Raw genomic sequence first — 18,734 nt, 5'->3', positions numbered from 1 at the left:
GATGCGACCGATGCCGGGAACAGAGGACAGGAAGCTCGTGGGCGGACAGCCGTACAGGGGTGACATGGGGCGGATCCTGCGGCGCCCGGCCGCACTGCTCGCGGCCACGGCGCTGACCGCCTCCGTGTCGGTGCTCGCCCTCCCGGCGGCCCCGGCCGTGGCGGACAGCGGCGAATGCACCTTCGGCGGCAAGGAATACAAGGGGCGGCCCTGGTCGCTGCAGCGCGTCAACCTCGACGAGCTGTGGGAGACCGCGACGGGCAAGGGCGTCCGCGTCGCGGTGATCGACACCGGCGTCGACCCGAGCCACCCGCAGCTCAAGGCCGCGGTGGACGTCAAGGCGGGCAAGAACTTCCTCCCGCCGAAGGACGACAAGGGCGAGAAGATCGCCGACCGGGGCAACGCGTACGGCACCACCGACACCGTCGGCCACGGCACGCGCGTGGCGGGCATCATCGCCGCCCGCAAGTCCGAGAAGACGACGGGCTTCGTGGGCCTGGCCCCGGACGCCGAGATCATCCCCATCAAGCAGAACGACGCGGAGGGCCACGGCACCTCGACCGACCTGGCGGAAGCGATCAACTACGCGGTGGACAAGGCGGACGCCGACGTCATCAACATCTCCCAGGACACGGAGAAGGCGCTGTCCGCCAACTCCGCCCTCGCCCTCGCCGTCCAGCACGCCCTGCAGAAGAACGTCGTCGTCGTCGCCTCCGCGGGCAACGACGGCGTCGGCGGAAACCAGAAGGAGACGTACCCCGCCTCCTACAAGGGCGTCCTCGCGGTCGCGGCCTCGGACCGCAACAACGAGCGGGCCCCCTTCTCCCAGTCCGGCGCCTTCGTCGGCGTGGCGGCCCCCGGCGTCGACATGATCTCCACCGTTCCCAAGGGCGGCCACTGTTCCGACAACGGCACGAGCTTCTCGGCGCCGTACGTGGCGGGCGTCGCCGCGCTCCTCAAGCAGCACCACAAGGACTGGACGGCGCAGCAGATCGTCGCCCAGATCGAGGAGACGGCCGAGCGTTCGATCCCCGGCCACGACAACCGCGTCGGCTGGGGCGTCGTCGACCCGGTCAGGGCCGTCACCGAGATCGCCGACCCGAAGAACCCGATCGAGTCCCCGCGCCCCGACCGGGCCGTCATCACCGTCGACCCGCCGGACCAGGCCGCCGTCCACTTCGGTGAGACCGCCGACGAACGCAACTCCCGCCTCGCCACCTACGCGGCGGTCGGCGCGGTCGTGACGGTCGTGGCGCTCGCGGGCGCGGCGGTGGCGGTACGGGACGCGCGACGCAGGCGGACGAGGGCGGAGCGCGGGGCGTGACCGGTCTGTCGGTCCCGCTGTTCGTCCTGGCGGCCGCGCTCGTGGCGATGTGCTGCGTCAAGGCGGACCGGGTCTGGTGACGATGTACTGCGTCAAGGCGGACCGGTCCGCTCGGTCCGCCGCCGCACCGACCCTTCGGGTGGCGAAGACACCGGCGCCTACCAGCAGTTGGCGTACCGCCTGAAGGTGCGGGCGCGCGGCGGGGCCTGCTGAGACGCTCTCCGGACGGCGCCTCGCGGGGCTGTCGGGGCGGACTCGTGAAGGGGCCGTGAGTGCGGGATGTGTGGCCGGATCTCGATGGTAGCGTGCGTGAACCAAGAGTGATCGCACATGTGTACATGCGCATGTACCTGCGCATGTACCTGCGCATGTGCGGGTGAAAAAGGGGGAGTCACCGTGGCCGGTGATCTCGGTGTGGGTCCAGGTGTCCTGAAGCAGGGCGCGAAGGACATCGTGGAAGTACTGAAACCGGTCAAGAAGGTCGACCTGGGCGATTCCGCCGACGCGGCGTCCAAGATCGGGAACGACGACGCGGCCGCGGCTCTGGTGACGTTCTGTGCCACATGGGAGTCGGGCGCCGAGTTCCTGGCCGACTGCGCGGCGGGCCTGGCGGGCGGTTTGGACAAGGCCAACGGTGACTTCGAGGACACCGACGAGGCGATCCGTGACGCGGTCAAGACGGTGAAGACGGCTCTGGCCTGAGACGGCGTCGGCGCTCCGGCCGCCGACGCGCGAACTCCCCTTCGAACGACGGGAGTTCCGGCACAAGCACAGGAACAAGAACGGGGATTCCGCACCCATGGCAGCCACACTCGGGTCCACCGACGACCCGAAGGACCTCGTCCCGGGGGAAGCCGGAAAGATCGGCGAGATCGAGACCGACCTCAACAAGTGGGCGGACACGTTCGAGAAGATCGGCGACGGCCTGCGCGACGTGCGCATCAAGGACTGGGTCGGCCAGGCCAGCGACGCCTTCTGGCCCACCCTGGCCAAGGAGAAGACCAACTGGTACTACGCGAGCGACGCGATGTCGGGGGCCGCCAAGGCGGCGCACGGCTATGCGACGACGCTGACCTGGGCGCAGGGCCAGGCCGCAACCGCGATCGCGAAGTGGAAGGCAGGCGACCACGAGGGCGCCGAACAGCTCCTGACCAGCGCGCGCAAGCAGCTCAAGGAAGAGGCCGACAAGCTCACCAAGAAGCTCCACGACCTTGCGGGCGACGCCAAGGACGCGCCGAGCTGGCTGGCGGGCATCCGCAGCGGCGTCGACGCGAAGAAGTGGGCTGAGGACCACGGCGTCGGCAAGAGCGCCATCGCGCCCGAGGCGTGGGCCAGGGAGCAGAAGTCCTGGTTCGGCACCGCCGACAACCCGCGCCACCGCGAGAGGGAGTGGGGCAAGGGCGAGGACGGCAGTTGGTACCTGCGCGACAAGACGGCCGCGGAGCCCGGCGCCGACGACGACGCCACCCCCGGCAAGAAGGCGGAGTGGAGCATCAAGCTCGCCGAATGGTCCGGCAAGGCCAGCGTCTGGTCGGCCGGCATCGACGGTGACGGCAAATGGGGCGACACCAAGTACAAGTACGAGGCGGGCGTCCAGACCCTCGGCGTGGACGGTTCGGTCGGCGCGAGCGTCACCAACGGCCAGTTCCAGGCGGGTGTGTCGGGCTCCGCGTACCTCGCGCAGGCGTCCGCGAGCGGCAGCGTCGAGTACGGCGTCGTGGGGGCCGGGGCGGAGGGCAAGGCGTTCGTCGGCGCCGACGCGGGCGTCAAGCTGTCCGCGGGCAAGGACGGCGTGCACGCGGGCGCGGAGGCGTTCGCCGGAGCCAAGGCGACGGGTTCCGCCTCCGCCGACGTCGCCGGTATCGGCGCCGGTGTCAACGGTGAGGCCTGGGCCGGGGTGGGCGCCGAGGCGCACGCGGACATCGGGATGAAGGACGGCAAGTTCACCCTCGGCGGCGACGTCGGTGTCGGCTTGGGCGTCGGCGGCAAGGTCGGCTTCAATGTCACGGTCGACCCGGGCAAGCTGGGCGACGCGCTCAGCGACGGCGCGGACGCCGTGGGCGATGCGTGGGACAGCACGGTCGGCAGCTGGCTCTGAGGCGGGCTTCTCGGGCCCGCCGGGCGCCGGGCACACCTTGAAAGATGGGATCCACCATGACGGCCACACTGCCGGTCAAGATCACCTTCGCGCTGCCGGACGGCTGGCGGGCGGCCCCGCCGGACGAGGTCGGGGCGCCGAACGTGGCGTTCGTCGCGCTCCACCCCGCCTCCGTCGACAGCGGCTTCACCGCGAACATCACCATCTCCGGGACGATGCGCAACGACGGCGCGACCATCTCCCAGATCGCCGACGAGGCGGTGCCCCGCCTCCAGCAGGGCGGCCCCGTACGCGTCCTGAAGAAGACCGCAATCGGCACACCCGACCTGCCCGGCCTCACCGACGCCCCGGGCATCGCGCAGGACGTCGTCCTCTCCACCACGCTGCGCGGCGAGCCGATCGAGCTGTGCCAGAGCCAGGTGTTCCTGGGCATGGAGGACGTGCACAACCCGGCACAGCGCGCCGTGCTCGAATTCGTCCTGACCGCCGACGAGAACCAGATCCGCGAGGTGATCGGGGACTTCAGGACGTTCCTGCGCACGGTGCGCCCGGCGGACGAGCCGGGCCCTCAGGCCGGGTGAGAAGACGCCGCCAGGCGGGTCGGGCGGTTCGGATGGTTCGGGCCGGATGACGGCGCCGCCGGGCGGGTCGGGCGGTTCTGACCGCTCAGGCGGAGGCCCAGGCCTGCGCGGGAATCCGGTCGAGCACGTCGCTCAGGTAGTTCAGCCGGTCCTCGAGCGCCTGCGGCGACAGCGTGCCGGTGTACCAGGTGAAAAGTTCGTCGTGGCGCACACGCAGCGGGTTCGTGCGGGCCCGCTCGTCCGCCAGGAGGAAGCCGCGCACGTCGTCACCGAGGATCGTGCGGGCGAAAGCCTCGTCCTCGGTGTCGACGCGGAACGTGTCGTCGAACTCCGGCACACCGAGCAGCGTACGGGCGCCGCGCCCCATCACCGTGTCGAACTTCCCGACCTTCCCGACCTGGAGGAACGGTCCCGCCCCCGGCGCGGAGACAAGGAAGACCGACTCGAACGTGAGCTTCTTGCTCTCCCCGACCTGGCTGCTGCCCGACAGCGGGTTGGAGTACCGGTACTCGAAGCACTTGAAGGCACGGCCGCGGAACTCGCCCGTGATGTAGTGCCACGCGGTGAGATTGTCCCCGCTGCCCGGCATGGGGCCCACGCCGCAGAACTCGGTGGCCCGGCCGGGCGCGCGCCGCTCGTGCGTCCACCCGCGTTCCGCGGCGACCCGGGCGAGCTCCTCCCAGCCCCTGCGGACCCGCTTGTCCTCCTGGCCGCTGCGCACGAACGCCCTGATGACCAGCGTGAACATGCCGATGACGAATAGGAACAAAAGGACCGGCACGAGGATCTCAACCATGGGTCGAGATTATTGCGGACCTCTCACACCGCTGGGAACCGAGGCTTTCCTCGTGTGCGGAGGCGAAACCGTGAAGATCGTCTGGGTAGATCGAGGACGGTCGGCAAAGGCTCCATGAAGAGGAACGGAATGACCGATTCACCGCGAAGAACCGCGCGGATATCACCCTCCGCCGCCCCATAGGCTGACCCGGCCGAAGCCCCCTCGCGGCATCCCCCCACTCGCTTTGCCCGGAACGGACCCACCATGACCAAGCCCCGCCTCCCCGCCGCCCTGTGCGCCCTCTCGGCCCTGACCGCGGCCGCCCTCCTCACCGGCTGCTCGGGCTCCGTCAGCGTGGGCACGTCCGAACCGTCCCTCTCCAAGGAAAAGCTGGCGGACAAGGTCGCCGGGAAGCTCGCGGCCCAGACGGGCCAGCCCAAGCCCGACGTCACCTGCCCCGAGAACCTTCCAGGCAAGGCCGGCGCCACCACCCGCTGCACCCTGACGGTGTCCGACGGCAGCAGCCTCGGCGTGACGGCCAAGGTGACCTCGGTCGACGACGGTAAGATCAACTTCGCCATCGAGGCGGACAAGACACCCACACCGGCGCAGAGCTGACGGCCAATTAAGCCTCCTTGCGCGGCCGTTGCCCCGAGCTCCGGGCGAAAACGGGCAATTCGCAACGCCTGATGCAGTCCCGTGACGGAGTTAATGCAAGGCTCGGTTGGAGTAGATGTACCGGGTGACTACAGTGGTAACTGCGTTGTAGGACGGGACTTGCTTTGCGATCGTATGACGGGCAATCCGGTGGTCTCGGCCGGGTGGCCTACGGGGAAACGGGGAGGGTGCGTCGTGATTCCGGCGGAAGGCGGGGGAGTTTCGGCGGCTGCGGCAGCCGATCTGAAGGTCGGCTCGGAGGTCCTCACGACCTTCAAGCAGCGTGTCGACAAGATCCTCCGGGAGTTCGAGGGGTCGCCCGGCAGTTCGGCCAAGATCGGTGACCACAGCATCAGCCGCACCGCGGTCACCAGCGGGGCCGGCTCCTTCATCGAGGCGGACGCTCTGCACCTCACGTACGAGCAGGTGCACAGCCGCATCACGTCCCTCTCCAAGATGCTGGGCATGCAGATCGAGGCGATGAGCATCGCCTCGCACGGCGCCGAGGTCGGGTTCGCCAACCTCGAGGAGGACCAGCGGCGCCGCTTCTGGGAGATCCAGACCAGGATCGACCGTGAGCACCGCGAGTCCGACGGCAAGAAGCTCGGCACGGAGCAGCAGTCCAAGGGGGGTCTGTACAAGTAATGGGCAAGGACGACGGGAAGACCCCGGAGACGCCGCAGACCCCTCAGGAGCAGGTCGCCCAACAGGTCGCGGTGACGGACGGCGTCCAGAGCGTCGTGTCCGTGGTGCACAACGCCTTTGGGTTCGGACCGGGGGGCCACGCCTTCTCGGTCTCGGACGATCTCGCCAAAGACCTGAACATCAAGCCCGGCAGCACGAGCTTCGAGGAGCACGTCCTCAACGCCATGCTCGACCTGGTCGAGGGCACCAAGCCGAGCGACCTCGAGCACGCGGGCTCGGCGCTCTTCAAGGCGAGCAAGGCGATGAGCGACGCGGCCACCGAGCTGCGCACCAACATCAAGCACGCCAGTGAGGACTTCCAGGGCGAGGCGGGCACCGCCTTCGAGAAGTGGGGCACGACGCTCGCCGGCCACACCGATGCCCTGAGTACGTACGTCCAGAGCGCCGGAGTGGAGATCGCCGCCGCGGCCAGTGGTCTCGCCTCGGTCAAGAGCTCCTTGCCGCCCCGGGACACCCGTCCGGCGGACAAGGCTCTGAAGCCGGACAAGCTCCCGGTGGAGAAGCAGACGGCGGGGAACGCGGAGTACGACGAAGCCGTCAAGGTCGAGAAGCACCGGCAAGAGGCGATCAACCAGATGAACCGGTTGGCGTCGTTCTACTCCGTCTCGGCGGAGTCGCTGGGCGGGTTGCAGCCTCCGACCTTCGAGGCGATGCCGAGTGTGGGGGTGCCGAGGCCCGCGCCTTCCAAGGGGCGCCTCGGCGGGGACAGCCGGACGGAGACGGGGTCTACGAGGCAGGCGGCGGAAGTCCCGGCCTCGGAGCGTCACGCGGCCCAGGAGACACCAGGTCCGACCGGCTCCCACGTCACGGCGCCGCCGGTGGTGCACGACACGGTCACCATGCCCGACCGCCCCGTCGACGCCACGGTCGATCGGCCGGTTGGTACCGAGATCGACAGCGTGGGCACGCTTCCGCCTCCCACCACGTCCACCCCCGGCCCGCAGGCGCCGGTGACCAACCCGACGCCGACCACGGGTGGCCCGCCGGTGCCGATGCCGACCGGATACACCGGCCCCGTGCAGGGCACGGGCAAGTACGGCGGAGGCGGCACCAAGAGTCCGCTGACTTCCCAAGCCAGGCCCTCGACCTCGCAGACCGGAAACTCACGCCCGAACCCTGCACGCAGCACCACGAGCAACCCGATGACGAGCCGTCCGGGCGGCCCGGGACAGCAGGGCACTTCGCGTGGAGGCATGCCAGGCGGCGCGCGTGAGGGCATGCAAGGCGGGCGGCCCAGCACCACGAGTCGCGGAGTGACGGGCGGAACCCCGCGGTCGAACGACGCGAAGTCCGGTCGTACGCCGGGTCCCGGCACCACGGGAGCAGGCCGGTCGAACGGTGTGGTCGGCGGCCGTCCCAGTACGTCCAAGGGCACCACTCAGAACGGTTCGCGGGTGCCCCGCGGCACCGTGATGGGCGAGGGCGCCCCCGGCAACGCGCGTGGGACCACCGGCCGGATCGGTCAGCGCGGTGTCATGGGCGCCCCCGGCACCGACTCGGCGGGTCGCTCCACGGGCGCGGGGCGGAAGATCCAAGGCGCGTCGGAGGCGGTGACCGGCCGCCCCACCGGAAAGAGTTCCGCGGCGCGTACCGGTCGTAACGGGTTCACCTCGGGCGGTCAAGGACTGGTTCGAGGCCCCTCTTCGCGGCGGAACGAGGACAAGGACGACCAGGAAGGCGCCGAGCGTCCCGACTACGTCGTCGAGGACGAAGCCACGCACCTCCCCCAGAAGCCGCGGCGCGACGTGCCGCCGGTGATCGACTAACTCCCGAACGAGGACGTACAGCAGCATGAAGTCAGGGATCGGCCGTCGAGTCGGCCAGAACGTGTCCGTACCGCGGCGCGTCACCATGCGCGTGGCAGTGACGGCCGCCGCGCTGGGTGCCACGGTCGGCACGTCCGTGGGCATCGCCCCGGCCGCCCTGGCTGACGACAACGTCCAGTCGCAGGAGTGGTTCCTCGACGCCATGGACGCGAAAGCCATCTGGAAGGTCAGTACGGGCAAAGGCGTCAAGGTCGCTGTCATCGACTCCGGGGTGAGTGACAGCACCTCCTCGCTCAAGGGGCAGGTGCTCGCCGACGAGACGCCCAAGAGCGTCGCCTACCACGCGACCAAGGATTATGACGGCCATGGAACGACCATGGCCGAATTGGTCGCCGGTACCGGGGTCGGCGGCGGGATCAAGGGCCTCGCTCCCGGAGCGAAGATCGTGCCGTACCGCATCGTGCTGGCCTCGCTGAAGGACAAGAGCGAAGTCGCGAAGACCCCTGACCCGGCAGAGGCCGTACGGGCCGCGGCCGACACCGACGCAAAGATCATCAACATGTCGATCGGTGATCCCTACGTGGACCCGACACTGGGATCCGCGATCAAGTACGCCCATTCCAAGGGCAAGCTGATGTTCGCGTCCGTCGGAAACAACGCGGAGGAGAAGAACCGCGTCGAGTACCCGGCTGCCTATGACGGTGTCGTAGGCGTGGCTGCCGCCGACGACACGGGGAAGGTGGGCAAGTTCTCGTCGCACGGGGACTTCGTCGACCTGGCCTCACCCGGCCTGAACATCCCCCACTGGTGCGACGCGACGCTGACCTCCTACTGTGGCGGAGCCCAAGGAACCAGTGCCGCGGCCGCCATCGCTTCCGGCGCGGCGGCGCTCATCTGGTCCGCGCACCCCGACTGGACCGCGAACCAGGTCCTCCGGGTGCTGAAGGAAACGGCCGGCCGCAGCTGGCCGAAGGACCGGCCGAGCGCCTACCTCGGCTACGGCCTCGTGCGGCCGGCACGCAACCTGTTGCACGGCGAGGGCGATCCGGGGCCCGCGGACGTGGACCCGATCACCAATGAGAAGACGACGACGGAGTCCGGTTCCGGCGCGGACACCACCCCCTCCGCCTCTGCATCAGACTCGTCACAGCCCACGAAGAACGCTTCAGAAGTCCCCGCAGAAGCGGCAGGATCAGAGGCGAAGTCGTCGTCAAGTGACAGCAACACGTTGTGGATTGTGCTCGGCGCCGTCGCCGCGGTGATCGTGGTCGGGGGCGGGGGATTCGCTGTGATGCGGGCGCGGCGCAGCCAATGAGACTTTCAACCGTGGGCATTCCTGCGCCTCTTGGGCGGGCCACGGGGGAGCGGTTCGGCTCCAGGTGGGCATGAACCAAAACAGTTGGAACCAGGGGCAAACCTAAGGAAAGGCAGGAGCGCTATGGCCAGCGGGCAGCAGAAGCTCGAAGACCAGCAAGTAATCCAGCTTGAGAAGCAGATGTCCGAGAAGTACGAGGGCATTCGCAAGCGCGTCGCCAACCTGCAGGGCGTCATCGATGGCCTTGAGGGGCAGTGGAAGGGCATCGGTAAGCACGCGTTCGACAAGAAGCAGAACGAGATCAACGAGTCGCTGCACAACATCGGCAACATCCTCGCCGATGTCATCGACTCGATGAACAAGACGCGCAACATCAAGGACAGCTCGGAAGACGACGTGCGAGCATCGGTGGACAAGATCACTGTCACCGGTGGCGGTTCGGCCCTCAGCGGCTACTGATCGCCTCTTTCAGGCAGCCGAAGTACGTCAGCATCAGATATACGAGCGAGACGAGGTAGAGGAACATGGCCGGTAACGGTGACGGGCTGCTCGTTACATATGACGGGCTCGACCAGGCGGCGACCACGATCGGCAATGAGGCGAAGGCTCTGGAGGCTGACCTCCAGGAGCTGAAGCAATTGGTGATCAAGAGCCAGGAGTACTGGGCCGGTGAGGCGCAGGGCACCTTCGGCACCAAGCTGCAGAAGTGGGACAAGGAAGCCAACGACATCCACACGGCACTGACGGGCATCGGCCACGTGGTCGGCCAGTCCGGCGGTACCTACATGGACGGCGACAAGAAGGCTGCCGGCTACTTCCAGTAAAACAGGAAGAGCTCTTGTCTTTGGGTGGGCACATGCGGGAGGTGCCCACCCTTCCTGTTGCCCGCACGTGTTTCCTTTACAAGCGTCGTCGTCCGCTCGCCACTATGAGGAGAGGTTCTCCGTCATGAGTTTCGGTCCTCCGCCGTCCCCGTTCACGCAGTCGATGCGTGCGGCAGGTGAACGCGCGAAGCGCCGACGCGCCAGGATGTGGTTCTCTCTCGCCGTGGTCCTGGTCGTTGTCGCAGCCGGTGCCGGCTGGATTCTGTGGGGCGTCAAGAGCAAACACGGCAACGGATCGTCGCTCGACGCCAAAGCGGCTCGTCAGCCTGCTACCGACGAAGTGCGAGAGACCGTCGAGAACCTGCCCAGGGGCGGACCCGGGCGGCTTGTGGCCGGGGTCGGGGACGCCAAGCTCGCACCGCTCAAGGCGCAGGTGACTCCTGGTACGTGGGCGACGGACAAGATCCTCGCGAAGGGGATGGGCAGCCTCATCCAGGGCTTCAAGATCGATGCCGACGACGAACTTGTGTGGCAGCGCCAGCTGTCAGGGGACATCTGTGGATGGACGCAGGACGTGACAGTCGGGGGCAACACGTCTGTCGTCTTCAAGGACGCGGAAGGCGGCTGCACCAAGGTAATTTTCTTCGAAGTGGACACCGGCGAAAAGGTCTGGGAGGGCTCCGTCCCCTGGAAAGAGAGCGCCCGTAAGCGCTACCCCAACGTCACCCTGACCAAGGGTGTGGTGGCTGTCGCCTACGGAACCGGGTCTTCTGGCTTTGACATGAAGACGGGAAAGAAGCTCTGGACCCGTGACGCCACTGCGGACTGCGAAGAAGGCGGATTCACAGGCGGCCAGGCGCTGCTGCTTCGGCGGGACTGTCACACGGGGGCCGGGAATCTATACTTCGAGGTGCACCGTATTGCTCCGGACACCGGAGAAGCTGAATGGACCTACAGGGCCAATGAGCATCTGAACTTCGTATATCTCGTGTCTGCCGACCCGGTGGTGCTGGCGGTATCAGCCGGCGAGGCAGGACTTTCGGATCTCATCTCTCTCGACGAGAACGGAAAGTATCAGACAACTATCCGGTTCGCTGGCGACCACTACTTGGTGAAATGTGAGGACGGTCTTTCTGGGTCCGCGGAAGACGCGTTGATGTTCTCGGCGGTCGACCAGTGCTCGCACATCGTGGTGTCCCAGAACCGTGCCTTCATCACCACGGGTGAGGTGACCGAGGGGGTTGCCCACGAGACGAACTCGATTGTCGCCTTCGACCTGAGGACCGGGCACACGGGAGTGAAGTTCGACGCGGGCAAGGATCAGGAGATGTTTCCGCTCCGGATGAGCGGTGAGCGCTTGCTGGCCCTCAAGATCGGGACGGACAATTTCGCCCCGACGCAGCTTGTCAGCCTCGATCCGGAGAACGGCAGGGAGAACAGCTACTTCTCCTTCGGAGCACTCTCAGAAGCGTCGGCACTGCTCAACCCGAGCCTGAACGACATCGTCGTCGAGCACGGCCGTATCTTCTTCGGCAGCCGCGCTGTGCAAGGTGGTGGAACCAGGAGTCAGCCGGCCTACACATGGCGGGCGTTCGGGGTGGGGAGTGCGAGGTAGGGCATGGCGCACGACGTGCGGACCGGTGCTGCTGCCGGGCGGCGGGGGCGGAGGGTCGGGCCCTATGTCGTCCTGACGGCGCTCGACCGGTCCGGGGCGCGTCCCGGTGCCGCCGCCCCCGCCACCCGCTACATCGCCCGTACCCCCGACGGCGACCGCACCGTCCTGCTCAGCACCCCGCCCCCCGGCGTCGACCCGGCCCGTTTCATGGCCGAGGCCGATGCCTCCCGGTCTCTGGCGGGGCGGTGGGCGTTGCCCGCCGTCGAGTTCGCGGGGCCGGGGGACGCGGTGGCGTGGCATGCCGGCCCGTATGTGCCGGTGCTGCCGTTGCCGACCGTTCTCGCCGTGCATGGCGGGCCCTTGCCTGAGGCGACCGTGCGGGCCCTCGGCGTCGCCCTCGCCGAGACGCTCTCCGTGATCCATGGGCAGAACCTCGTGCACGCCGGGGTCTCGCCCGCAGCCGTGCTCGTCGCCCACGACGGGCCCCGGCTCGGCTGCTTCGGCGCCGTACGTGCCGCCGCCCCCGCACTGACGGGCATCGACGCGGGCGCCCTCGCCCCCGAGCAGGCCACCGGCGGCCTGCCGAGACCCCTCGGGGACGTGTACGCGCTGGGCGCCACCCTCGCGTACGCCGCGACCGGCAGCACGGCGCCCACGCGGGACGCGTTGCCGGCGTGGTTGCGGCCCGTCGTCGCGGGGTGTCTCGCACGGGACCCCGCACATCGCCCGCAACTCGGCGATCTGGCGCAACAGTTGGCAGTCGTGGGCGGGCTCGCCGCACCGTCCCGAGGCCTCGGTGTCACCGAACGGGCCGCCGCCCTCCTCGGCCCCGGCTGGCTTCCGCCCCGCGTCGTCGCCGCGCTCGCGCACCAGGCGGCCTCCGTGCTCGCGGCGGAGACGGCCGTCGCGGCGGCCGGGCCGTTCCAGCAGGGGTAGGCCGATAGCCCGCTCATCCATTCCGACTGATCGATACGACGGACGCGACGCCCCGATGCCCAGACCCCTCGCCCACGACGACCCCGCCGTCCTCGGCCCGTACCGCCTGATCGCGCGGCTCGGCAGCGGCGGCATGGGCACCGTGTACGTCGCCCGGAGCGCGGGGGGCCGCACTGTCGCGCTGAAGACCATGCACGCGAGGATCGCCGAGGACGCGGCGGCGCGGACCCGGTTCCGCCTCGAGGTCGACGCCGCTCGCGTCATCGGCGGGCAGTTCGGGGCGAAGGTCTTCGACGCCGATCCGCTGGCGGTGCCGAGGCCCTGGTTCGCCACCGAGTACGTGCTCGGGCCCGCTCTCGACGAGGCCGTGGAGGCGGTCGGGCCGCTGCCCGAACAGGCCGTCCGCGCGCTGGGCGCCGCCCTGTGTGCTGCCCTCGGCCAACTGCATCGCGGCGAGGTCGTGCACCGTGACCTGAAACCGTCCAACCTGCTCATCACCGGGCACGGCCCCAAGGTCATCGACTTCGGCATCGCCCGCGCCATCGGCGACGACCGGCTGGCCCGTACCGGTTCCGCGGTCGGTACCCCCGGCTTCATGTCACCGGAACAGGCCACGGGCCTCGCGCACGGAGCGGCCGGGGACGTCTTCGCGCTGGCGGGTGTGCTGGTGTACGCGGCTCGGGGCAGCGGCCCGTTCGGGCGCGGGCCGGCCGCCGATCTGCTGCACCGGGTGCGCTACGGCGAGCCGGACCTCACCGGGGTGCCCGCCGCCCTCGTCCCCGTACTGGCGCGGTGCCTCGACAAGGATCCGGCGCGACGGCCCACCACCGGGCACCTCGCGGCCCAACTGCACGACGGACGCGGGGAGTTCGCCGACCATCTGCCACCCGCGCTGCTGGCGGAGCTGGGGCGGCGGGCGGCGGAGGTATGGCAACTGCGACCACAGCGGCTGCCGGCCCCGTGAATCCCCGGCCCCCGGGAAGGGGGCACCCAGGGCGTGACGGGCGCCGAAGGCGCGCGCCCGAAGGCGCGACGGCTCCAGAGGCGCAACGGCTCCCCAGGGTGCGCGGGCACCCAAGTGTGACGGCCCTCTCAAGGCGCGCGCGCACCCAAGGAGCGACGGCCTCAAGGGGCGCGGGCAGCCATGGCGCGCGGGCACTCAAGGCGCGCGGGCACTCAAGGCGCGCGGGCACTCAAGGTGCGCGCGCACCCGAGAGGTGAAGGCACCCAAGGTGCGACGGCACCCAAGTGTGACGGCACCCAAGGTGCGACGGCTTCAAGATGCATGCGCACCCAAGGCGCGCGCCCAGGCCGCGACGCCCCCCAAGCCGTGACCGCCCCGGGCACACAAACCGCCCCGGGCACACAAACCGCCCCGGGCACACAAACCGCCCCGGGCACACAAACCGCCCCGGGCACACAAACCTCCCCGGGCACACAAACCTCCCCCGCCCCCTGGCGCGCCCTACGCGCCCACCGCGTCCCCCCGGGACACCGCGCCGACCCCGCTCAGCGCCCCGAACCCCCCACCCCCCACCGCCCCCGGCTCCTACGCCTCCCCCTCCGCCACCCCGCCATTGGCCACCGTCGGGTCGAGGTCGAACTCTCCGTCCCTGGCGCCCAGGACGAACGCCGTCCACTCCGCCTCCGTGTACCGCAGCACCGTCTCCGGTTCCAGGGACGACCGCATCGCGACCGCGCCGGCCGGCAGGTAGGCGATCTCGACGCGCTCCTCCTGGTCCTCCGTGCCGGGGGCGCTGTGCCACTCGACGCCGGAGATGTCGAGGGCGTACAGCTCGTTCTTCTCGCGCTCCTTGCGGGCCGTGATCTGCTCGGGGGTCTCGGGCTCCCGAGACTCCTGAGCGGTGTGCTCCTGTGCATCCGCCATGGTGAGCGGCCCCTTCCGGACGTGCGAAGTACCTGTGCGGTCACCCTACTTGGCGCGGACCCCGCCGACTCCTGAGTCACAGCGGAAAGCCCCCGTACGCAGGACGAAGGGGACCGCACCCCGTAGAGTGCGACCCCCTTCGTCGATCTCGGCCGACGTGCCCGAGCGGGCGCGCCTACTGTTCCAGGCCGACCTGGATCAACGGCTTGCCCCGCTTGCGCGAGACGAACGTGCCCCGGCCCGGCGGCATCGGGCGCGGGCGTACGCCGCCGAGGAGGTCGCCCTCGTTCGGGTCGCCGGCGAGGACCACGCCCTGGGCGCCGAGTTCCTTGATGCGCTGCATGAAGGCCTCGTATCCGGCGCGGCCCGAACCGGCCGTGGAGCGGGCGATGATGAAGCGGACGCCGACATCGCGCGCGAAGGGCAGCAGTTCGGTCAGACCGGAGAGCGGGTTGCCGCTGGAGGTGGAGACGAGGTCGTAGTCGTCGATGACGACGTAGACCGTGGGGCCGCGCCACCAGCTGCGGTCGCGCAGCTGCTGGGCGGTGACGTCGGCGGTCGGGGTGCGGCGCTGCATCAGGTCGCGCAGCGCGTCCATGTGGTGCGCCATCTGGTTCGACATCGGGATGTACTCGGCCAGGTGCGAGGCCGGCGTGACGTCGAGGAGCGAGCGCCGGTTGTCGACGACGAACAGCTTGCAGGTGTCGCCGCTGTAGCGCTGGGTGAGCTGACGGATGATCAGCTTGAGCAGGTTCGACTTGCCGGACTCGCTCTCGCCGAAGATGAGGAAGAACGGGTCCTGGTCGAAGTCGACGAAGACCGGCTCCAGGTTGTCCTCGTCCAGGGCGAAGGAGATGCCGCGCTCCGGGAAGCGGTCGCCCGGCGGCAGCTGACGCGCCGGGAACTCGCGCGGCAGGAGGCGGACTTCCGGGGCGCCGGGCTGCGTCCAGTGCCGGGTGACCTCGGCGGAGAGCGCGGACGTGGCCTCGGCCAGGTCCGTGTCGGAGGACAGGCCGTCGATGCGCGGGACCGCCGCCATGAAGTGCTGCTTCTGCGGGGTCTGACCACGACCGGGCACACCGGTCGGCACGTTGGCCGCGATCTTGCGGTCGAACTCGGAGTCCATCGTGTCGCCGAGCCGCAGCTCCAGGCGGTTCATGAGGTGGTCCTTCATGTTCGCCCGGACCTCCATGGACCGCGACGCCGTGAGGATCACGTGGATGCCGTAGCCGAGACCGCGCGCGGCGATGTCCAGGACGAGCGGCTCCAACGCCTCGTAGTCCGAGCGGAAGTTGCCCCAGCCGTCGATGACCAGGAAGACGTCGCCCCACGGCTGGTCGGTCATCGAGATGTCCCCGCGCGCGCGGCGGTTGCGGAAGTCGGCGATGGAGGCGATGCCCGCCGTGCGGAAGTACTCCTCGCGCCGGGTCAGGACGCCGTAGACCTCGGCCGCCGTACGGCGCACCTTCTCGGGGTCGAGGCGCGAGGCCACGCCGCCCACGTGCGGCAGGCCCTGTACGGCCGCCATGCCGCCGCCGCCGAAGTCGAGCCCGTAGAACTGCACTTCCTGTGGGGTGTGCGTCAGTGCGAACGACGCGATGATCGAGCGGAGCAGCGTCGACTTGCCGGACTGGGGGCCGCCCAGGATCTGCATGTGACCGGCCGCGCCGCCGAAGTCGATCCACAGCGGGTCGCGCCGCTGCTCGTACGGCTTGTCGACGAGGCCGACGGGGACGACGAGGCGTCCGGCGCCCTCGTACCCGGGCTGGGTGAGCCCGCGGCCCTGCACGGGCGCGAGGCCGGGCAGCAGCGAGTCGAGCGACGGCGGGCTGTCGAGGGGCGGCAGCCACACCTGGTGCGCCGCCGGACCCTGCGCCTCCAGGCGCCGCACGATCACATCGAGGACGGTGTCGGCGAGCGCGTCGTCCTTGTCGTCGCGCGGCGCCTCCTCCTCGCGCTGCTGCGGCACCGGGATGTACTGGACGGGCACCTCGGCCGCCGTGAACAGCGCGGGGCGCCGGTCCACCGGGAGCGGTCCGCCGGGCGTGGTGACCCGCGCCGAACCGGTGCGGTACACGCCCGACACGTACGCCGCCTTGAAGCGGACCATCTCGTCGGTGCCGAACTTCAGGAAGCCGGAACCCGGCACGTTCGGCAGCTCGTAGGCGTCCGGGACGCCGAGGGCCGCGCGGGACTCGGCCGCGGAGAAGGTCCGCAGACCGATCCGGTAGGACAGGTACGTCTCCAGGCCGCGCAGACGGCCCTCCTCAAGGCGCTGCGAAGCGAGCAGCAGGTGCACGCCGAGGGAGCGGCCGATGCGGCCGATCTGGACGAACATCTCGATGAAGTCGGGCTTCGCGGTGAGCAGCTCGCTGAACTCGTCGATGACCAGGACGAGGGAAGGGATCGGCTGGAGCGGGGCGCCCGCCGCGCGTGCCTTCTCGTAGTCGTGGATGTTCGCGTAGTTGCCCGCGTCGCGGAGCATCTCCTGGCGGCGGTTGAGCTCACCGCGGATCGAGTCACCCATGCGGTCGACGAGCGTGAGGTCGTCGGCGAGGTTGGTGATCACGGCCGCGACGTGCGGCATCTGGGCCATGCCCGCGAAGGTGGCACCACCCTTGAAGTCCGCGAGGACGAAGTTCAGCGTCTCGGAGGAGTGCGTCACCGCGAGACCGAGCACCAGGGTGCGCAGCAGCTCCGACTTACCGGAACCGGTGGCGCCGACGCACAGACCGTGCGGGCCCATGCCCTCCTGGGCGGCTTCCTTCAGGTCGAGCATGACGGGCCGGCCGTCGTCGCCGACACCGATCGGCACGCGAAGGCGCTCGGCCTGCGAGCGCGGGCGCCAGGTGCGCTTGGTGTCGACGGCCGCCGCGTCACCGAGGTTCATGAGGTCGGTGAAGTCGAGGTTGGCGAGCAGCGGCTCGTCGTCGCTGTCGCCGCCCGACGCCATGCGCAGCGGCGCGAGCTGGCGGGCGAGCGCCTCGGCGGCGGCGTACGAGAGGACGTCCGGGGTGCCCTCGTAGACCATGCCGTGCGCGGACTCCAGGCGGAGCACCTTGGGGTGGACGACGACGGAGAGGTCGCCGCGCCCGGCCGCGAGGTCGCCGGGGACGACCTCCAGGACGGTGACGCCCTGCAGCCCTTCGGGGCTGGCCAGGATCGACGTGGGCGGCAGCGAGACACCGTCGAGGACGACCACGAGGTGCGGCTTCTCCGACACCGGGGCGCCACCGGGGTGGAAGCGCGGGCGCCCCTCCAGGCGCGTGCCGAGCAGGTCCTCCAGCTCACCGGGGTCGGTGGAGACGAGGCGGCGGGAGCCCGCGCCGTCGGTCAGGCCCGGCACCTGGTTGTGGGGCAGCCACTTCGCCCACTCCCACTCCGGTACGGTCTGGCGCCCGGCGGCGACCGCGATGACGAGGTCCTCGGGGGAGTGCAGCGAGGCGAGGGAGGCGACAAGGGCGCGGGCCGAGCCGCGTACGGTGTCCGGCTCACCGCTGACGGACACGTGGTAGAAGGCGCGGAGCGAGACCGCCATCGGCAGCTCTTCGAGCGTGCCGTGCGTGGCGAGGAAGCGCTGCATCGCGCCGGCCGTCAGCGGCTCCAGCTCGTCGACCGGGGCGGTCTGCGGCGGCACCAGGGGAGTGGCGAGCCCTTGCGGGCCGAGGCCCACCCGGACCTGCCCGAAGTCCTCGTCACCGCTGCGCCGCTCCCAGACCCGGCTGCCCTCGGCGACGAGCGCCCACAGTTGCTCGGGCGAAGGGTGCAGGTAGTACTGCGCGTCGCGCTGCTTGCGGGCGGTGCCGAGCGCCTCGCGCCGGGTCTGCGAGAGGTAGCGCAGGTAGTCGCGGCGCATGTCCGCCATCTGCCCCTGGTTGCCCTTGCGGTAGCGGGCCAGCATCGCGATGCCCATCGCGATCGTGGAGGCCACCATCACCATGCCCATGATCTTCATGAAGGGCTGGGCCTGGGGGTTGAAGAAGAAGACGACGGAGCCGCCCATGCCGAGCATGGGCAGGATCTGCATCAGCGCGCCCTCTTGCTGCCCACGCGGCAGCTCCGGCGGCGGCTGGAGCACCACCTCCTGCGTGGGCACCTCGGACGGCAGTGCCCGAGGTGGGCGCTTGACGACGATGTGGCTCACTCTGCACCAATTCCCTTGCCGGACCGAGTTGTTCCGTCCGCCGCCCCGTGTCAGGCGGACGTCGATCGCGGTTCGCGATCCTACTGACACCCACTGACACGGG

General features: G+C 69.8%; 16 protein-coding genes. 13 read left to right on the top strand and 3 right to left on the bottom strand.

Annotated elements, in window-relative coordinates:
- The first annotated feature begins 64 nt into the window (after window positions 1-64).
- The 4 genes from mycP to C1N81_RS16365 all read left to right on the top strand — a co-directional run bounded on the left by mycP (window position 65) and on the right by C1N81_RS16365 (window position 4,003).
- Entirely contained in the window at window positions 65-1,324 is a 1,260-nt protein-coding gene (mycP, locus tag C1N81_RS16380; protein WP_394429773.1) for a type VII secretion-associated serine protease mycosin, read from the top strand.
- A 396-nt stretch (window positions 1,325-1,720) separates the two neighbouring features.
- The gene (locus C1N81_RS16375; RefSeq protein WP_394429772.1) at window positions 1,721-2,026 is read left to right on the top strand and encodes a hypothetical protein; all 306 of its coding nucleotides are present in this window, start codon (window positions 1,721-1,723) and stop codon (window positions 2,024-2,026) included.
- A gap of 97 nt (window positions 2,027-2,123) precedes the next feature.
- Window positions 2,124-3,422 (top strand): putative T7SS-secreted protein, encoded by a 1,299-nt coding sequence (locus tag C1N81_RS16370; protein ID WP_394429771.1) that lies wholly within the window; start codon window positions 2,124-2,126, stop codon window positions 3,420-3,422.
- 56 nt (window positions 3,423-3,478) lie between these two features.
- Window positions 3,479-4,003, top strand: a complete 525-nt coding sequence (locus C1N81_RS16365) for a hypothetical protein (RefSeq protein ID WP_394429770.1) — start codon at window positions 3,479-3,481, stop codon at window positions 4,001-4,003.
- Window positions 4,004-4,088: 85 nt separating this feature from the next.
- On the opposite strand, the gene C1N81_RS16360 is transcribed toward C1N81_RS16365, so the two are convergent.
- Window positions 4,089-4,799: a hypothetical protein gene (locus C1N81_RS16360; protein ID WP_394429769.1), complete on the bottom strand. Its 711-nt coding sequence runs from the start codon at window positions 4,797-4,799 to the stop codon at window positions 4,089-4,091.
- Between the two features lie 246 nt (window positions 4,800-5,045).
- On the opposite strand from C1N81_RS16360, the gene C1N81_RS16355 reads away from it, so the two are divergent.
- The 9 genes from C1N81_RS16355 to C1N81_RS16315 all read left to right on the top strand — a co-directional run bounded on the left by C1N81_RS16355 (window position 5,046) and on the right by C1N81_RS16315 (window position 13,563).
- Complete coding sequence (locus C1N81_RS16355; RefSeq protein ID WP_394429767.1) at window positions 5,046-5,399, top strand: DUF4333 domain-containing protein; 354 nt, start codon at window positions 5,046-5,048, stop codon at window positions 5,397-5,399.
- Window positions 5,400-5,633: 234 nt separating this feature from the next.
- Window positions 5,634-6,083 (top strand): hypothetical protein, encoded by a 450-nt coding sequence (locus C1N81_RS16350; RefSeq protein WP_394429765.1) that lies wholly within the window; start codon window positions 5,634-5,636, stop codon window positions 6,081-6,083.
- A complete protein-coding gene (locus C1N81_RS16345) occupies window positions 6,083-7,909 on the top strand; it encodes a hypothetical protein (protein ID WP_394429763.1) in 1,827 nt (608 codons plus the stop codon). The genes C1N81_RS16350 and C1N81_RS16345 overlap by 1 nt, the downstream gene beginning before the upstream one ends.
- A 136-nt stretch (window positions 7,910-8,045) precedes the next feature.
- Window positions 8,046-9,224 (top strand): S8 family serine peptidase, encoded by a 1,179-nt coding sequence (locus C1N81_RS16340; protein WP_394429761.1) that lies wholly within the window; start codon window positions 8,046-8,048, stop codon window positions 9,222-9,224.
- Window positions 9,225-9,347: 123 nt separating this feature from the next.
- A complete protein-coding gene (locus tag C1N81_RS16335) occupies window positions 9,348-9,683 on the top strand; it encodes a WXG100 family type VII secretion target (RefSeq protein ID WP_394429759.1) in 336 nt (111 codons plus the stop codon).
- Window positions 9,684-9,748: 65 nt separating this feature from the next.
- On the top strand, window positions 9,749-10,048 hold the full coding sequence (locus tag C1N81_RS16330; protein WP_394429757.1) for a WXG100 family type VII secretion target: 300 nt from the start codon (window positions 9,749-9,751) through the stop codon (window positions 10,046-10,048).
- Window positions 10,049-10,172: 124 nt separating this feature from the next.
- The gene (locus C1N81_RS16325) at window positions 10,173-11,663 is read left to right on the top strand and encodes an outer membrane protein assembly factor BamB family protein (protein ID WP_394429755.1); all 1,491 of its coding nucleotides are present in this window, start codon (window positions 10,173-10,175) and stop codon (window positions 11,661-11,663) included.
- Window positions 11,664-11,666: 3 nt separating this feature from the next.
- Window positions 11,667-12,599, top strand: a complete 933-nt coding sequence (locus C1N81_RS16320; RefSeq protein ID WP_394429753.1) for a protein kinase family protein — start codon at window positions 11,667-11,669, stop codon at window positions 12,597-12,599.
- Window positions 12,600-12,654: 55 nt separating this feature from the next.
- Window positions 12,655-13,563 carry a serine/threonine-protein kinase gene (locus C1N81_RS16315; protein ID WP_394429752.1) on the top strand — a complete coding sequence of 303 codons (909 nt, stop codon included), beginning with the start codon at window positions 12,655-12,657 and terminating at the stop codon, window positions 13,561-13,563.
- Window positions 13,564-14,148: 585 nt separating this feature from the next.
- Here C1N81_RS16315 and C1N81_RS16310 read toward each other — a convergent pair.
- The gene (locus C1N81_RS16310; RefSeq protein WP_394429750.1) at window positions 14,149-14,487 is read right to left on the bottom strand and encodes a DUF397 domain-containing protein; all 339 of its coding nucleotides are present in this window, start codon (window positions 14,485-14,487) and stop codon (window positions 14,149-14,151) included.
- Window positions 14,488-14,662: 175 nt separating this feature from the next.
- Window positions 14,663-18,631, bottom strand: coding sequence for a type VII secretion protein EccCa (eccCa, locus tag C1N81_RS16305; protein WP_394429748.1), 3,969 nt, complete (start codon window positions 18,629-18,631; stop codon window positions 14,663-14,665).
- Window positions 18,632-18,734 lie beyond the last annotated feature (103 nt).

Source organism: Streptomyces sp. SGAir0957 (assembly GCF_043523415.1).
The sequence above is the reverse complement of the archived record's forward strand: the minus strand, read 5'-3'. Positions and strand labels throughout refer to the sequence as shown.

Bases quoted from the DNA above. Each gene is read 5' to 3' on its own strand.
- C1N81_RS16370 (WP_394429771.1), top strand. From the start codon at position 2,124: ATGGCAGCCACACTCGGGTCCACCGACGACCCGAAGGACCTCGTCCCG.
- C1N81_RS16320 (WP_394429753.1), top strand. From the start codon at position 11,667: ATGGCGCACGACGTGCGGACCGGTGCTGCTGCCGGGCGGCGGGGGCGG.
- C1N81_RS16365 (WP_394429770.1), top strand. From the start codon at position 3,479: ATGACGGCCACACTGCCGGTCAAGATCACCTTCGCGCTGCCGGACGGC.
- C1N81_RS16315 (WP_394429752.1), top strand. From the start codon at position 12,655: ATGCCCAGACCCCTCGCCCACGACGACCCCGCCGTCCTCGGCCCGTAC.
- C1N81_RS16310 (WP_394429750.1), bottom strand. From the start codon at position 14,487: ATGGCGGATGCACAGGAGCACACCGCTCAGGAGTCTCGGGAGCCCGAG.
- C1N81_RS16330 (WP_394429757.1), top strand. From the start codon at position 9,749: ATGGCCGGTAACGGTGACGGGCTGCTCGTTACATATGACGGGCTCGAC.
- C1N81_RS16355 (WP_394429767.1), top strand. From the start codon at position 5,046: ATGACCAAGCCCCGCCTCCCCGCCGCCCTGTGCGCCCTCTCGGCCCTG.
- C1N81_RS16345 (WP_394429763.1), top strand. From the start codon at position 6,083: ATGGGCAAGGACGACGGGAAGACCCCGGAGACGCCGCAGACCCCTCAG.
- mycP (WP_394429773.1), top strand. From the start codon at position 65: ATGGGGCGGATCCTGCGGCGCCCGGCCGCACTGCTCGCGGCCACGGCG.
- C1N81_RS16335 (WP_394429759.1), top strand. From the start codon at position 9,348: ATGGCCAGCGGGCAGCAGAAGCTCGAAGACCAGCAAGTAATCCAGCTT.
- C1N81_RS16360 (WP_394429769.1), bottom strand. From the start codon at position 4,799: ATGGTTGAGATCCTCGTGCCGGTCCTTTTGTTCCTATTCGTCATCGGC.
- C1N81_RS16325 (WP_394429755.1), top strand. From the start codon at position 10,173: ATGAGTTTCGGTCCTCCGCCGTCCCCGTTCACGCAGTCGATGCGTGCG.